A 16,039-nucleotide genomic window follows, 5' to 3' on the forward strand; every position below is an offset into this window, starting at 1 on the left:
ACAATGGTCTTTAACAAAGAATCTGATTTTGAGGAATCCTTGATTGAGGTGTTGTCGCATAAAGGCTGGGAATCCAAAGTTTTAAAGAACCCCTCTGAAGAAGATTTGATAAAAAACTGGGCGGATATTCTTTTTGAAAACAATAGAGGGATTGACCGTTTGAATAATTATCCTTTGACAAGCGGCGAGATGCAACAGATTATGGAGCAAATCACAACACTGCGTACGCCTTTAAAATTAAACGGATTTATCAATGGAAGAACTGTAGCCATTATTCGTGATAATCCCGATGACACGCTGCACTTCGAAAAAGAAGTCAGCCTTAAAGTTTACGACCGCCGTGAAATCGCTGCCGGACAAAGCCGCTATCAGATCGCACAACAGCCCAAATATAAGAGCAAGTCCAAAATATTAAATGACCGACGTGGCGACCTGATGCTCTTGATCAATGGTATGCCGGTTATACATATCGAGCTGAAGCGCAGCGGCGTTTCGGTCAGCCAGGCTTATAATCAAATCGAAAAATATTCAGATGAAGGGATTTTCACTGGAATATTTTCGCTGATTCAAATATTTGTTGCTATGGAACCGGCAGAAACCGTTTATTTCGCAAATCCCGGAATAGACGGAAAGTTCAACAAAGATTTCTATTTTCGCTGGGCAGATTTTAATAACGAGCCTATTAAAGATTGGAAAACGATTGCTTCTTCACTGCTTTCCATTCCGATGGCACACCGGCTTATCGGCTTTTACACTGTTGCCGATGACACCGATGGCGTATTGAAAGTCATGCGTAGTTATCAATACTATGCAGCAAATGCGATTTCTGACCGAGTTTCCAAAACCAACTGGGACGGTCGAGATAGGCTTGGCGGATATGTTTGGCATACCACAGGCTCCGGCAAGACGATGACAAGCTTTAAGTCGGCGCAATTGATTGCAAACTCCAAAGATGCCGATAAAGTCATCTTCCTAATGGACAGAATTGAACTCGGAACTCAGTCCTTAAAAGAGTATCGCGGTTTTGCAGATGAAAATGAGTCCGTTCAGGCAACGGAAGATACAATTATATTAATTTCAAAACTCAAAAGCGACAACCCGGCCAACACGCTTATCGTCACATCTATTCAGAAAATGAGCAATATCAAGGACGAAGAAGACGGATTAAATGCTCATGATATTAAGATAATGAACTCCAAGAGAATCGTTATTATTGTCGATGAGGCGCATCGCACTACCTTTGGAGATATGCTCCAAAATATAAAGGATTCTTTTCCGTCTGCCGTTTTCTTTGGATTTTCAGGAACACCGATTCAGGATGAAAACCAAAAAAAAATGAACACCACTTCAACCATCTTCGGTAACGAGTTGCACAGGTACAGCATTGCCGACGGTATTCGTGATAAGAATGTTCTCGGATTTGATCCTTATAAAGTGTTGACCTACAGAGATAGGGATATTCGGCAGGCTGTTGCTTTGGAGCGGGCAAAAGCCTCTACCGTTGAAGAAGCTCTAGCTGATCCTGATAAGAGCGAAGTCTTTTATAAATATATGAATTCCTCTCAAATAAAAATGGCAGGCTATATTGGTGATGATGGAAAGTATGTGAAGGGTATTGAGGACTATCTGCCAAACTCCCAATATCAAAGGGAAGAACATTGGAGTACGGTTATTCGTGACATTGCAGATAACTGGGTGACATTAAGCCATAATAGCAAGTTTCATGCAATCTTTGCTACAAGTAGCATTCCAGAGGCGATCCGTTATTATCGAATGATAAAACATGCTATTCCCACATTAAAGGCTACTTGCTTGTTTGACCCGAGCATCGACAATAACGGCGGAGTAGCTTTCAAAGAGGATGGTCTTGTTGAAATAATCGAGGATTATAACGCCAGATACAAACAGGAATTTAGTCTGAAGAGATACGACAAGCTGAAAAAGGACATTGCTGCAAGACTTGCTCACAAAAAGCCATATCAATTTATTGAGAGAACACCCGAAATGCAGCTCGATCTTCTCATTGTAGTCAACCAGATGCTTACAGGCTTCGATTCCAAGTGGATTAACACGCTATACATGGATAAGATGCTTGAATACGAAAATATCATACAGGCATTTTCACGTACCAATCGTTTGTTCGGTCCGGAAAAGCCTTTTGGAACGATACGATACTACAGGTATCCGCATACAATGGAGCAAAACATAGAAAAAGCTGTGAAGCTCTATTCTGGCGACAAGCCTATTGGATTATTTGTAGAACGGCTTGAGTATAACTTAAATAAGCTGAATTCAATGTTTGATGATATCAGCGAACTGTTCGCTCGTTCTGGGATTCTGAACTTTGAAAAGCTTCCGGATGATCTTTCGGAGCGCGGTAAATTTGCCTCTCTCTTCAAATCATTCAATGACTATCTGGAAGCTGCAAAAATTCAAGGCTTTAAGTGGAATCAGTCACAGTACAACTTCAGCCATGGCAGTGGTAAGCCAAAGACTCGAGTCGAAATGAGACTGGATGAAAATACTTATTTGATTCTGGCTATGCGGTATAAAGAACTGTTCGGCGGCGGCGGTGGTGGCGGCGGCGACGATGTTCCTTTCGAGATCGTTGGTTACCTGACGGAGATTGATACAGGGAGAATCGACTCAGATTATATGAACTCGCGTTTTGAAAAGTTTCAAAAAATTCTTACTCAAGATAATGTAGATGAAGCAGAGATGCGGAAGACACTTGATGATTTGCACAAGTCATTCGCTACATTGACGCAGGAAGAACAAAAATATGCAAATATCTTTCTTCACGACGTAGAAAGCGGAAATGCCAAGTTTGAAAGTGGTAAAACTTTCAGGGAATACGTCACTGAATATCAATTCAGAGCAAAGAATGACCAAATCCGGCGTATTTCACGATTCTTAGGGTTGGATGAAAGGAAGCTACGTAATCTGATGTCTGCCAATGTAACTGAGGCAAGCATCAATGAGTTCGGTCGTTTTGATGATTTGAAGGCTTCCGTAGAAAAAGCTAAGGCAAAGGATTATATTGAGAAATTAGAAAACTCAAAAATACCAATCTTTAAGATCAACATAAAAGTACACAATTTGCTCCAGGAGTTCATTCTTAAAGGTGGGTTTGATATTGAAGAGCGGGAGATTAAAAGTGAGTGACGACCAACTCTTTGGAGGCAACACCTTCATGACAATGACAAAGCAAGTCATTCGAAATATATAATAAGCATTGGTATTGTTATGTAGCCATTGCCTATATCTTTACTATGATCCAGATGAATGGGAGCCCCTAAAGGGAATTACCATTCATCTGGATCTTCATCGTTATTATTAATGGATAAATAAAAAATATTGTTGATTAGTTTAATAGTCCGAAACTTGTTGTTTAAATTCATGGACCTCTCACGAGTTATGATAATAATCTCTTGGCGGATTGACGGATCAGCGATTTCCGCTTCTCTACTTTGATTCGAAATGATTGCCTTATACACTTGTCGACCAGACACGAAGAACACCGGACATACACTAATAAAGTCCGTCTTCACGTAAATCGCTATGATGATCAGTACAATTGCAATGGTGACCATTAGATTTATTCCCGATGCTTGATCTATGGAGACTAAGGGTAGCAGTAATGTCATTAAGAAAAATGAATAGTCATTCACACTTAAACGTTCATATTTTCTGACTGACACATTCATACCTATTTCCCTAGCCCGTAATTGACGATCATAACCGCTGAAAAGCAGCATGGCAACCAAGCGGTAGATGAGCAGTGATATGACGATTATCCCCGCTATAACAATTACGTCAAAGACCGTTTTATCCATATGCTTAGCCAACCATGTTGCCCAATTCGTTTGCTTGAAGAAGTCGTTACTGTCGATAAATCTGTAGATCATAATAAGGACTAAGGGAAGGTAGGCTGTCGCCCATAAAATGACCTGTTCACGCTTGCTCCACATATTTCTCTCCCTCCCAAAGAGGACTTACATACCTCCTAAGAATTATTCTTCGTAAGCAACCGCCACCTTGAAGTCTTCGGTTACGAATGACTTTACGATCTTATCAGCAAAGAAATGTAATAAAGCCCTGGGAGAAGCATCCTCTTTAAAGATAATCTTACGGTTATCCAGATCAATGTATTCGAACAATTCCCAAATGGTGTTGTACTTCTTCTTATACCGTTCCTGCTCAGCTTGATCCGCAGGAAGGTTCGCTTTGATTTGCGACAGTTCAGTACATCTAGCCTCAAAATTGGACTGAATAGCCGTTAAGGTGTCGCGTTTAATTTGAGCTAGCCCCCGTGAGTGGATATACTTTTTACAGGACTCCTCGAATTTCCCCTTGTTCGAATCCTCACCATCAAAGAACGGCATTGAAATAATCTCAGTCAAGTTCCGATCTCGCTGTTCATTAATATGATCTCGGTAATCAAAAGCGAACTCGAAATTCCGGACATTTATAATCAAGATAAAATCTCCGACAATAAAGAAGTCGATGTTTCCCCCTATATCGACTATGGTATCCTCGGCAAAGGCGAATTGATTAGCATTCTTGAAGACCATCAATTTCTTTGATGAACGCATGCTGTTTTTCTTAACCCCTCGGTAATAAAAAAAATACGCATCTTGCTCACCTAAGGTCAGCTTTACCGACTGAAAATTGGTATGCTTTTCTAGATACTCAGGATCGGGAGTGCGTAATGCTGTAGTCAGCTTTCTAACTTTATCTAAAAGCCCCTGGTTCTCAGATAGCTCGAACCTAGCTATACGGTCATTTATCTTGATTTCATGGTTATAGTTCCCGACTAGAAAAACCTTACTTCCGGTATCGTCAACCTCCTTCAACCCCTGCAAGGTTTTAATGATACTTTTCTTGTCCCACTTTATAACATCTGGCGCAAGTTGAATACCTGAGGATTGATAAAAAGAATCAGATTCCTTTTGCACTCTTACAAGGTGAAAAGATAGATCCACCGCATTTAAAGCTTCGTCAGTCAACGCCAAATTGCTGAGTCTATAAACGATATTATCATTGTGGTTTATATCCATCCTTTAATCGCCTCCTCCTTATTCAATAATTCGACAAAAGGAAAGGATTTCCTCCATTGTATTTGCCAAATCATACTGAATGTAATAAGGATTGATGCAGATTATAGAATGCATAATGGCCGGAACTTGGAAAAAATGTAAATGTCTATTGCGCTTGAGAACAAAATATTTATCATCGATTTCGTCTGATTTGAATACTCACAATTTATCTCTTCAGGCTAAGCCGTTCAAGTACCAGCCTCAAACTTTCGTCTACCGTTTGATGAGGCGTGTCGATAATGAGGCGTTCCCGATCCCAAATCTCGTATTTTCTAATTTTAGCTTCATCCCAAGTTGGAAGAGCAAAGCCAGGATTATCCGGAATAATAACACATGGCTGCGTTTCCTCTCCTTACGGCACTCTTCCCTTTCCCTTTCGCTTATTGTCTTGGTGAATTTCTAATTCAAGGGTCCGATTTTGTATTGAAAATGAAATGAATAGTAGAGGAATATGTTCGTTCCTCTCAACGGCTCTTTGATAATCAAATACAATCTTATCCAGTCCGTTCCCCGCATGTCCCAGAAGGATAGCCACTTTGCAGGCGCGCCACGACCATTTTGCCGGTTCTTGTTTTTGCATGCTTTGTTAACAGAACCGGTGGAATGCGAGCGATTTTGCTCATGCAAATAAATAAATGGCGGTGCCATTTAAGGCGAAGACCCATGCGTAGGGATAATGATACTTCCGTCCAGCCACAGTTATCGCAATGGGGGCGGCCTGCAGCGATCCTGGAGGAGGCGTAGAGCCTATGAGGACGGCTAACCACTGTCCGCCGGATAGGATTATTGGAAGTGAAGCAACCAAAACAGAGGCGGAAACAGAGATGCGTATTTCGTTCATTCTGTGCGCATCTCTGATTTTCGGCATTTCATAACGAACGGGAGGTTAGTTATGAACCAAAAGCTGATCCGGTATAGTATGCAAATTGCGATGATGAGACAGTTGCTGGAGCTTTCCTTGATTACTGAGCATGAATTTCATTTGATAAAGAACAAAACCATGCGGGATTATGGCATCATTTCGGACCTGACTTCTTGATTCGCACATTTGTCGGTCCTTCCCGCTCTTATTATACTGATGACGAGTTAATAAGAATGGAGGCGAAACAATGGCACTCGAAGTAGAAGTTATCAAAGCAAGCCGGAAGATATCTGATCGAAATGCCGGAAAGTTATCGGATGTTCTTCGCGTAGCCCCGTATGCCCGAGTAAGTACGGACACCGAGGAACAATTGAACAGCTACAAATCACAAGTCGCCTATTATACTGATCTCGTAAGCAAGCGTAGCGATTGGGTACTTGTCGATATTTATGCTGATGAAGCAGTAACAGGAACACAGGTAACGAAGCGCGAGGACTTTCAGCGCATGATTAACGACTGTATGGACGGGAAAGTTGATATGATTATTACGAAGTCCATATCGAGGTTTGCTAGGAACACGCTCGATACGTTGAAATTCGTTCGCATGCTGAAAGAAAAGAACATTGCCGTATTTTTCGAGGATGAGAACATCAATACGCTTACGATGGACGGCGAGTTACTGCTTGTCATCTTAAGCTCCGTAGCGCAACAGGAAGTCGAGAATATCTCCGCCAACGTCAAAAAGGGTTTGAAGATGAAAATGAAACGCGGTGAGCTTGTCGGCTTTCAAAGCTGCTTAGGATACGATTACGATCCGGCTACGAAAAAGATTTCCATTAACGAAGCAGAATCGGAGATCATACGTTATATTTTCCAGCGTTACGTTGATGGAATGGGTGCTTACGTTATCGCCAAGGAATTGACTGAGGCGGGGCATAAAACCAAGAACGGAAGAATCGAATGGCAAGACACGAGCATCCTTGGTATCATTAAGAATGAAAAGTACAAGGGCGACCTATTGCAGGGGAAGACCTTTACCGTCGATCCGATATCCAAGCGGAGACTGGAGAACTACGGCGAGGAAGATCAGTTTTATGTAAAAAATCATCACGAGCCGATTGTCAGTGAAGAAGTATTTGATAAGGCACAGGCTATTCTGCATCGAAGGGGCGAGAACCGCCGCCGCGGCGCAAAAGGCAAACGAGACAAGTATAGCAGAAAATTTGCTTTCAGTAGTATGTTGGAATGCGCGTTTTGTCATACGAGCTTCTCGCGGCGGTGCTGGCATAGCGGAACCCCACACGAAAAGGCTGTTTGGCAGTGCATCACCTCAACAAAAAAAGGAAAGAAGTATTGCCCTCACAGCAAGGGCTTGGACGAAAAGCTTATTGAGGATGCTTTTGTCGAATCGTACAAATTGGTATGCCGCAATCATACGGACATTATTGATGAGCTGATTAAACGCATGGAATCCGTATTCAGCGACCAGAACAGTCAAAGAAGGCTGAACAAACTGAACAGTGACATTCAGGCGTTGGAACAGAAGCGCTGTAAGTTGATCGACTTGTGCCTGGACGAAAAAATCGACCGACCGACTTACGAGCAGAAGTATGCGGAACTGGATGCCTCTTTGACGGGATTACTTGAAGAGAAGACTCAGTTGGAGCAATCTGCACAAGAAGAAATCGATACGAGTAAGAGGCTGGAGCATTTTCGCAAAGTGCTTCGTACGAACGAACTCCTGCCGTCGTTTGATCGCACCGTATTTGAAAGCATTGTTGATAAGATCATTATCGGTATGGACGCCGATCCAGAGCAACTTAACCCGTACAAGCTGACCTTTGTTTACAAAACGGGCTTCCAGAACAGCATTCAAGGCAAAAAGCGCGGGCAATCGTCAAAAAAGCCGTTGAAAAATGAAGGGGGTGAATTGTGTTCCTATTCCCCGCACGACACATGTGGAGAATGTAGTGTTGTTGGTGAGGGATTGTGTAAAGAATTAATAAACTCGTGATATTACAAATAAAGCCGTGCTAAAAATCAAATAAAGACGTGTTAAAACCATCGAATCGCTAAATGTAGCACATTGCAAAACCAAATTCATGTGATTCCGCCAAGCCGAATGACCTCAGGTATTTCCTGCCGTTATTCGCTTGGCTTTTTTTCTCGTTCTTTTACTCAGCCCATCCTCGCCTTATCACCACTAATCCCTTTTTCTCGGGTATTCTCTCTCTCTTTTTTTTCTTCCATAACTTCAGGAGTCCCGCACCACACTTGCATTCCCGGGATTTTCATCGGATCTTTCCATCCAGCTTTTAATCTTATCTCAAGTGTTTCCTCGGTTTTTTAATCGATCATTTCCTCTGATTATTTTCTTCCTATATCCAGTATTTCACCTATGGTTTCTCCTGCTCTGACGGCAGATTGTTAGCTATTTGACGTGGAGAAGAAAAAGGCGAGAGAATGGCTGAGATGTCTTGCTGGGCGTGAGGTTTGGGCGATTGGGGAGCGGGGGAGCGGGATATGCGAATTTTAAGTCTTTCCCCTGTTTTTTTATCAAGACATTATTCAGATTTTAATAAAGTTGTGATAGAAAAAGTCGGGTGAAAAATTGGGGGAATGAGTGTTTTGTAGCAAGAGTTTATTTATACGGGCAACGGTGGAATGCGGGTTTGAGGGCTGTTTTTTAGCAGGGGTTTATTCGTTTTGAACAGATTAATACAGCTATACAAACCCTCATACATCAAGGTTTTTAAAGGTAATACAGGATTATGGAAGTGATTAGTACAGTGGCTAGATTGAACAGTTGATGTGAATTTGATGTGAAAAATCTAAATAATCACCTGTAAATGGTGTTAATTCGACATAAAATAAGACGCTCTTAGCAAATTAGCGAGCGTCTTTTTGTCGTTCCTTTCTTTGCGTGGAGCAAACAGAGATTCCAAGCTATCGGCTGCTGCCTGGTCAGCAGATTAGAGAGCATGTCCATAGATATTCATTGTGGTGGTTATGTTGTCGTGGCCAAGTCGTTCCGAAATGATCTTGGTATGTACGCCCTGATTAATGAGTAGTGTCGCTGAGGTATGGCGTAGATCATGGAACCGGATGTATCGTAAATTGTTCTTTTGGATGAATTTCCGGAATCAGAGGTAAGGGCGTTCGTGATGAAATGGAGTACTTTCAAGTATTTTTTATTCGAATTATTAAATACTTGCAGTTAGTTTTATATAAACAAACCGTGACAAAAGTACTATCGAAAAGGACCTTAACAATGTAAAATTACGCCATATTTCTTTTCTTAAATGGGGTGGGGGGAGTTTTATTGTCTGAGGTTGTAGGTATTATTATTGGCGGCTTGATTGGGGTAATTACAACATATGCTTTTACAACAAGATCTAAGTTATATTATCAAGTTAGCAAACTCCAAATCATAGGAAACATCGGCCTTAATTTGCCAGATGAATTTGAAGTAACAGTAGCCGGAAAAAGGATAAACAATTTACAAAAGTCACAGATAATTATCTGGAATGGCGGAACCTCGACTATTATGGGAGACAAAATAGTTAAGGAAGATCATCTTAGATTAGTTTTTGATGCTTCTACAAATATTCTAGACGTCAATATTACTGGGTTATCGAGAAAGGTTACAAAATTTACAGCAGAGAAAGATATGACGAGAGAGAACGAAGTGATATTAGAATTTGACTTTTTAGACCGAAAAGATGGCGTAATAATTGAAATATTGCATACTAATAGTAACTCAGATGTTAAATTAGATGGAACAATTAGAGGGCTAAGGAAGGGAATTAAGTTCAAAGGATATATAGACTATTTTAATACAAGTAAAAAAAATAGTGTCTGGAAGAAGATTCTGGTAACCTGGATTATTCCTTTAATAGCGGCAGTGATTATGGGGACAAGCCTATATTTTATTATACGTGTACTTGGAAAAACTATTAACGAGGAACCTTGGTTGTCTAGTTTTACAGCATGTGTAATTGGCTGTTATATACCGTTTCTTTTGATGATTAATAACTTTTCCTTTTTTAAAAAGAAGTTTCCCAAAGGTTTAACAGATTTACAAACTGAAGACAGTGAGATTACAGGTCGCCAATAGGCGGCTTTTTTATGTAGCAGGAAAATACTTCCTTATATCGAAATATGATATTAGGAGGGGGAAGGATGGAAGCGATAATAACTAAAATCTTAGGAGTGGCGAAGTATACGAATAAGTTTTTTATAATTGTGGCCGTAGGTTCGGCTATATTACTATTTTCACCTAAAACACTCATAGATAATTTAGGTTTGCTGCAGTTTGTCAATGTAAATAAGCAGTATATTGGAATGGCATTCCTTGTTTCTGGGGTTGTTACTGTAGCAAACTTAATTACTTTTATTCACAAAAAAGTTATAAGATCTATCAGGTCAAAAAGGTGGCTTAAGAGACATCAGGAACGTTTGCATTCGTTAAATGCCATGGAGAAAAGAATATTACTATACTACTTCGTAAATGGGACAAATACACAGTTATTAGCTTACAATGATGGTACGGTTGGGGAATTAGCAGGATATAAAATCATTCAAAGAGCATCGAATTTAAGTCATATGGGCGCTCGTTTCCCTTACAACTTGAATCCATGGGCAAGAGAGTATCTTATTAAAAATCCTCAGCTATTAAAGACTGACGATATAGAATCAGCCTTGATTCAACGGGAAATAGATAGAGAAAAATGGGAATGGTAACAAGCGGGCACCCAAAGTCGGGGTGCTTTTTTATTTTCCTTGAAAGGTGCCAAGGCGTCTTGGGAAACGAGATATGCAGGGTTTGCCCTAAGAGTGAAGATTGTGAGGCGCCTTGCGCTGCCATCGAAACTCTTTGCCAAATTTATGGCAAGCAAGATGAGAAGGACAAAATAACTCGCATGCGCAATCTTAAAAAGCAACTGGGTATTCAAGATGCAGAACCAAGTAAGTCCTTGAAGCGACTTGCAGAGCAGATCATCAAGCAGTTCCCTGAGTCCAACATCATTCGGGAAATCAATATAAAGATTGGCTATGTGGTAGCCAGGAACGTAAGAGAGGCGAAAAGATAACATATGCTGATTGTCGAAAGACGCAGGAAGTCTTTAAGGCATACTTGCCTTTTGATTTTATCATCACGTTTTATGAACGAAGCATGGGATTACTTAACGAAAATCAGCTTATAAACAGGAAGGAACAATGAAAGATTAAGGGGGGATGGTTGCTGGAGTATTTCTGACGGTGGAGTCCGGCAATGAAGTATTTTATACAGCTAAAGAAGTGCATATGTTCCTGGTACTGGTACTGGGCTCAATAAGAACCCGCATTACGGTTACAGAAGCTTAACGAGGGACTGGAAGCTTAGAAATATTGGATTGAACGTGGCAGCGTGCTGTTGAAGTTCTTTCATGAGAAATAACCGTATATTGAAACAGGAAGAGAAGAATGATTGCTTGTAATTAGCTCGAAGATCGAAAAAACTATAGGTAAGAATGCATTCTTAGTGTAACTTAGAAACTCTGCAGCAGGCGCTACGGAGCTATCTTTATCCAGAACTAGAACGCTCACATGTTATCCTAAGGTCACTCGATTTCATAGCATTTCGGGCAGGGTGACAATGTATCTGTGCTATCGTCGAGAATAACATGTTGTCTGCAGAGTTTGCATGTGCCCTTTCCGGGTTTCCACAATTAATCGCTGACTTTTTTTTCGAAAACGAGCCTATTCTAATGATAAATGGAATGTTGCGGGTATTCAAAAAATCACTTGGAAAAACAATCAAAGGGCTTATATAAATTTAGCAATCATCAAAGGAGTTAGAGTTATTTAGAACTCCGAGTGCTTGCCAAGCGCTCGGATATGAGTGGTTTGTGCCACTTCGGGGGAGCCTAACAGAGCCTAACTACTGAAGTGATTGTGTTTAACTGAGTTCTGGAATTGAGGTCATTGACGCAGCTTCTAAATGAGAAGTGTGGGACTGTTAAATCTTGAGGTGAGACGATGCAGACTTGTCTAGACCTCTAGGCGAACACACTTTCGTTCCCTTGAAATGCAATATCGTTCATTAAAAATAGAAATAAATATCTAATTTAAGTATATTCGTTCTGTTAAAAAGGAGATCGTTCGTGTATAATGAAATAGGAGGTGGATCTTGTTGAAATATTCAATTGAAATAGGAAAGATTGTTGAAGGAGCTTTGAAACATGATCAAGTCAAGGTCCTGAATTATACTAAGCAGTTAGTTGCTAAACTAGAAGAAGATAATGAAGCCCGTGCAGCAAATAAGTTTAACAAGTTGTTAACCATGCAACAGGAGTCGACCCTATCCGCAATGGGTGCCATAAAAGAAAATAATATCCCCGTTGATGGAGAATCTCGGACTACTTTAGCTGATGTTATCTATCCAAACGAAAATAACATTGAAGTTGTATTATCCCAAGGAAATTTAGAAAAGCTAAATTCATTTATTTTAAGCTATAAAAATGCTGATACTCTAAACTCACTTGGGTTAGGGGTTTCAAACACTTTGTTGCTTTATGGTCCCCCAGGATGTGGAAAAACGAAGTGTGCATATCTTATTGCGAAAGAATTACAGTTGCCATTGATTGTCGCGCGGCTTGATAGCTTGATCTCGTCATACCTAGGTACAACGGCAAAAAATATTCGCACCCTTTTTGAATTTGTGCAGAAAACTCCATGTGTTTTATTCCTTGATGAATTTGATGCTATTGCGAAAGCTCGTGATGATAGTAACGAATTAGGAGAACTTAAACGAGTTGTTAACAGCTTACTGCAGAATGTAGATGCTATGAGTAGTGATAGCTTACTGTTAGCTGCAACGAATCACGAGAGCCTACTTGATTCTGCAGTTTGGAGAAGATTTGATTATAAATTGGAAATAGAACTTCCGGATATAGAGGCAATCGAAAAAATGATAGGCTTATTTACGAATAGCGAACAGTTCACTATAAAGGAAAAAAGAGAAATGGCTGCTGCCTTTGTTGGATTAAGTGGAGCAGATGTTGAGGAAATCGTTAAAAAAGCAATGCGGAATTCTGTTATATACGGTTATGAATTCTCAAAATCCAGCGTTTATGATGAACTATTTATAAATAAAAAAATCATTCCTCAAAATTATAAAGATGAAAGAGAAATTCAAAGGAAAAAGGTGAGATTCTTACGTGAATGTAGTGATAAGGTATTCAGCTATGCTGTAATTGCAAACATTCTAAATATATCGAAAACATCTGTATCTAAACTAATTGCGGAGGAGGATGAATAATGAGTGATAAAAACTTACCAATTAAGTTGGTTCTTCAAAAGGCATCTGATACTCAAAAAAATCTAGGTGGAGGAAAGGTTAAATATTTCGGCGAGGTAACATCAAATTTGCAGGGAGAAATGATAAGTAAATTTGATCAAATTTTGAATTTTTATAATGATGTATTCACTGAAAATGAACACATTCCTGCTGTTGGAAAAATTGTTGTTAAACCAGAAGCGATTGCAAAATCACACAAGCCTAGTGATCTTTGTCGTAATTGTCCGATTATTGGTAGTGAGGATTTGGACGAAATCTATATCAAGGTAACAAAGAAAAGTATCAATGAAACAATTGAATTGATACGAAATCCTCCATCTCAAAAGTTTCGTGCAAATCTGACCGCAGTTCTAGATATTAAACCGATAACTGTAGAAGAAAAAATATCTAAGGAGTTAGTTCAACTTTCACAACAAGGACTCTTTGCTAATGTTAAAAGTAAGATAAAAATTAAGTACTTTGACTTTGATGATGCATACGATGATAGTCAAATTGTTGAATATATTACAAAAAAACTAAATGTGATGGGGCTATCAGACAAATACGAATTCATTAGCTATGGAGAGGGGATAAAATTTATTAAGGTGGATGTCTCCTCTTACGATGACGTTGTAAAGATTGCTTCCATTAATGGCGTGAAATCCGTGGATTTTTTTCAAGAGTACTCACTTCCATTAGATGAATTTGTCGGAACTGATTTGGAAGCGTTCTTGGAGGATGAGTATTCAGACAGTGAAATAATCATTGGTATCATAGATGGTGGGATAAGTACCAATAATGCTCTATTATCGCCGTACATTGTTGCTCGTGAGGAATACGTTAATGAAGCCTACCTTAATCCCAGTCATGCAACCTTTATAGCGTCTACTATTCAGTATGGTAATAAATTGAATCACATAGAAATGAGTAATCCAAAACGCTTCAAATTTATTGATGTTGTAGCCATACCGAATAGTGATACAAACTTTGGACCAACTGACACAGTTGGTGAAGAAGAGTTGATGGAAATTATTGAAGATGCCATGAACAAATACTCTGCAAGGGTAAAAGTATGGAACATTTCTCTTGGAATTGAAAGTTTAATATGCCAAGGCGCTATGTCTGATTTGGGTATCTTCTTAGATTATATACAAGATAAATATAAGGTCCAAATTTTTGTTTCAAGCGGTAATCTAAATCAGAACCCTTTACGAACATGGCCTCCACAAAACACTATGGGGGAATGCGATCGTATTATTTCTCCAGCTGATTCCGTAAGAGCTATCACAGTAGGATCGTTAGCGTTATTTGACTCAGAAAATTCCATTGTAAAAGGCAATGAACCATCCCCATTCAGCCGAAGAGGTCCGGGTGCTAACTACATAGTAAAACCTGACGTAGTGGATTATGGAGGCAACATAGATACAACATTTAGTATCGCGGGTCTTGGTATGAAGGGACTAGGTGTTAATGGTGAAGTAATTGAAGGGATAGGAACCAGCTATTCTAATCCAAGAGTAGTTCAAAAGTTTACTTCTGTATATGATGAAATGGTTGAAAAAGACCTGATGTTAGCAAAAGCTATGATTATTCATTCTGCTAGATTGACCTCACGGGAACTGTTAGAACAGAGTCAAGACAACATTAAATATTATGGATTTGGTATGCCGTCCGTAAATACAAAGGATATTCTACAATGTAGTGAAGATGAAATAACACTTGTATTTCGACAAAAGATTTCTCAAGGAACGCACCTTGAATTATTTGATTTTCCTTATCCAAACTCGCTGATTCGTGATGGGAAATGTTTCGGGGAAATTGGAATGACACTTGCCTATAATCCTGTACTCGATCAACGTTATGGTCGTGAATATTGTAGAACCAATATTGATGTGAGTTTTGGTACTTACAAATATGCGCCTGATGGCAAAATTAAATTTGCCGGTTGTGTACCATTAGAAAACTCATGGGATGAAAAGTTTGAAAAATCCAGAGTCGAAAACGGCTTTAAATGGAGCCCAATAAAATCCTACTATAGAAAGATTAGCAATAAAGGTATCCAATCAGGCGATGGCTGGAAAATTCGTATTGATATGAACCCGAGAAATGGACTGATTGTCCCTAGTCAGGAATTTGTACTAATTGTTACGATAAAAGATCCTGGAGGCAATGACATTTATTCTGAGGTTGTAAATGGACTAAGGACACGTGGATATGTCACTAACAATTTGGAAACTAAACAACAGCTCCGTCAACGACAATAACGTATTTGATACATTGTTTTTTAGAAAATTTAAATCTTTATTGATGTGAATCTGATGTTAAACTATCATAACAGCAGGAAAGATAGCTTAAAGAAAGTATAGAAATCCTTATTTCACGCTACTTCCCACCACTATAACAGAACCCCTAATAATGTTGGTGGTTGCCCGCATACTGTGCATGTGGAGACTATTGTGTTGATACAACGAGCCGATGTAACCCCACAATAAAGCCGTGCTATTCCTAATAAACTCGTGCTAAAAATCGAATAAAGACGTGATAGAATCGGGGAAAGGATGAATGGAGAACGGGGCAAACCCAGATCCATCAAGCCTTTCCCCTGTTTTTATATCAAGACATTATTCAGACTATAATAAAGTCGTGGCAAAAAAAGTCGGGTCAAAAATCGGGGGAATGACTGTTTTTTAGCACGAGTTTATTAATTATGAACAGCCGATACGTAGAAATCCTTTGTTTTAGGCACTTTTTCAAACA

The 16,039-nt window shown here is 39.6% G+C and carries 13 protein-coding genes and 1 pseudogene; 10 read left to right on the plus strand and 4 right to left on the minus strand.

Features of this window, described 5'->3' with window-relative positions; genetic code table 11:
• Positions 1-3: 3 nt before the first annotated feature.
• Positions 4-3,165, plus strand: coding sequence for a type I restriction endonuclease subunit R, EcoR124 family (locus tag NST85_RS05010; RefSeq protein ID WP_341188709.1), 3,162 nt, complete (start codon positions 4-6; stop codon positions 3,163-3,165).
• A 140-nt stretch (positions 3,166-3,305) separates the two neighbouring features.
• Here the strand turns inward: NST85_RS05010 and NST85_RS05015 are convergent, their stop codons facing one another.
• The 3 genes from NST85_RS05015 to NST85_RS05025 all read right to left on the minus strand — a co-directional run bounded on the left by NST85_RS05015 (position 3,306) and on the right by NST85_RS05025 (position 5,679).
• Positions 3,306-3,971, minus strand: a complete 666-nt coding sequence (locus NST85_RS05015; RefSeq protein WP_341188710.1) for a hypothetical protein — start codon at positions 3,969-3,971, stop codon at positions 3,306-3,308.
• Between the two features lie 42 nt (positions 3,972-4,013).
• Entirely contained in the window at positions 4,014-5,060 is a 1,047-nt protein-coding gene (locus NST85_RS05020) for a Kiwa anti-phage protein KwaB-like domain-containing protein (protein ID WP_341188711.1), read from the minus strand.
• Between the two features lie 391 nt (positions 5,061-5,451).
• Positions 5,452-5,679: a hypothetical protein gene (locus tag NST85_RS05025; RefSeq protein ID WP_341188712.1), complete on the minus strand. Its 228-nt coding sequence runs from the start codon at positions 5,677-5,679 to the stop codon at positions 5,452-5,454.
• 169 nt (positions 5,680-5,848) lie between these two features.
• Here NST85_RS05025 and NST85_RS05030 point away from each other — a divergent pair, with 169 nt between their 5' ends.
• The 3 genes from NST85_RS05030 to NST85_RS05040 all read left to right on the plus strand — a co-directional run bounded on the left by NST85_RS05030 (position 5,849) and on the right by NST85_RS05040 (position 7,975).
• The gene (locus tag NST85_RS05030) at positions 5,849-5,974 is read left to right on the plus strand and encodes a hypothetical protein (RefSeq protein WP_341188713.1); all 126 of its coding nucleotides are present in this window, start codon (positions 5,849-5,851) and stop codon (positions 5,972-5,974) included.
• A gap of 17 nt (positions 5,975-5,991) precedes the next feature.
• Positions 5,992-6,138: an SHOCT domain-containing protein gene (locus NST85_RS05035; protein ID WP_036684766.1), complete on the plus strand. Its 147-nt coding sequence runs from the start codon at positions 5,992-5,994 to the stop codon at positions 6,136-6,138.
• Positions 6,139-6,208: 70 nt separating this feature from the next.
• The gene (locus NST85_RS05040; RefSeq protein WP_341188714.1) at positions 6,209-7,975 is read left to right on the plus strand and encodes a recombinase family protein; all 1,767 of its coding nucleotides are present in this window, start codon (positions 6,209-6,211) and stop codon (positions 7,973-7,975) included.
• 841 nt (positions 7,976-8,816) lie between these two features.
• Here NST85_RS05040 and NST85_RS29270 read toward each other — a convergent pair.
• Positions 8,817-9,104: pseudogene (locus NST85_RS29270) on the minus strand (site-specific integrase); the annotation flags it as partial.
• Positions 9,105-9,283: 179 nt separating this feature from the next.
• On the opposite strand from NST85_RS29270, the gene NST85_RS05050 reads away from it, so the two are divergent.
• The 6 genes from NST85_RS05050 (at position 9,284) to NST85_RS05075 (ending at position 15,546) form a co-directional block, all read left to right on the plus strand.
• Positions 9,284-10,078, plus strand: coding sequence for a hypothetical protein (locus tag NST85_RS05050; protein ID WP_341188715.1), 795 nt, complete (start codon positions 9,284-9,286; stop codon positions 10,076-10,078).
• Between the two features lie 65 nt (positions 10,079-10,143).
• A complete protein-coding gene (locus NST85_RS05055) occupies positions 10,144-10,704 on the plus strand; it encodes a superinfection exclusion B family protein (RefSeq protein WP_341188716.1) in 561 nt (186 codons plus the stop codon).
• Positions 10,705-10,763: 59 nt separating this feature from the next.
• Positions 10,764-11,054, plus strand: a complete 291-nt coding sequence (locus tag NST85_RS05060; RefSeq protein ID WP_341188717.1) for a hypothetical protein — start codon at positions 10,764-10,766, stop codon at positions 11,052-11,054.
• A gap of 145 nt (positions 11,055-11,199) precedes the next feature.
• Positions 11,200-11,328, plus strand: coding sequence for a hypothetical protein (locus NST85_RS05065; protein WP_341188718.1), 129 nt, complete (start codon positions 11,200-11,202; stop codon positions 11,326-11,328).
• Positions 11,329-12,136: 808 nt separating this feature from the next.
• Entirely contained in the window at positions 12,137-13,264 is a 1,128-nt protein-coding gene (locus tag NST85_RS05070) for an AAA family ATPase (RefSeq protein ID WP_341188719.1), read from the plus strand.
• The gene (locus NST85_RS05075; RefSeq protein WP_341188720.1) at positions 13,264-15,546 is read left to right on the plus strand and encodes a S8 family peptidase; all 2,283 of its coding nucleotides are present in this window, start codon (positions 13,264-13,266) and stop codon (positions 15,544-15,546) included. The genes NST85_RS05070 and NST85_RS05075 overlap by 1 nt, the downstream gene beginning before the upstream one ends.
• The last annotated feature ends 493 nt before the right edge of the window (positions 15,547-16,039 follow it).

This window comes from Paenibacillus sp. FSL K6-2524 (genome assembly GCF_038005525.1).
GTDB lineage: Bacteria > Bacillota > Bacilli > Paenibacillales > Paenibacillaceae > Fontibacillus > Fontibacillus anaericanus.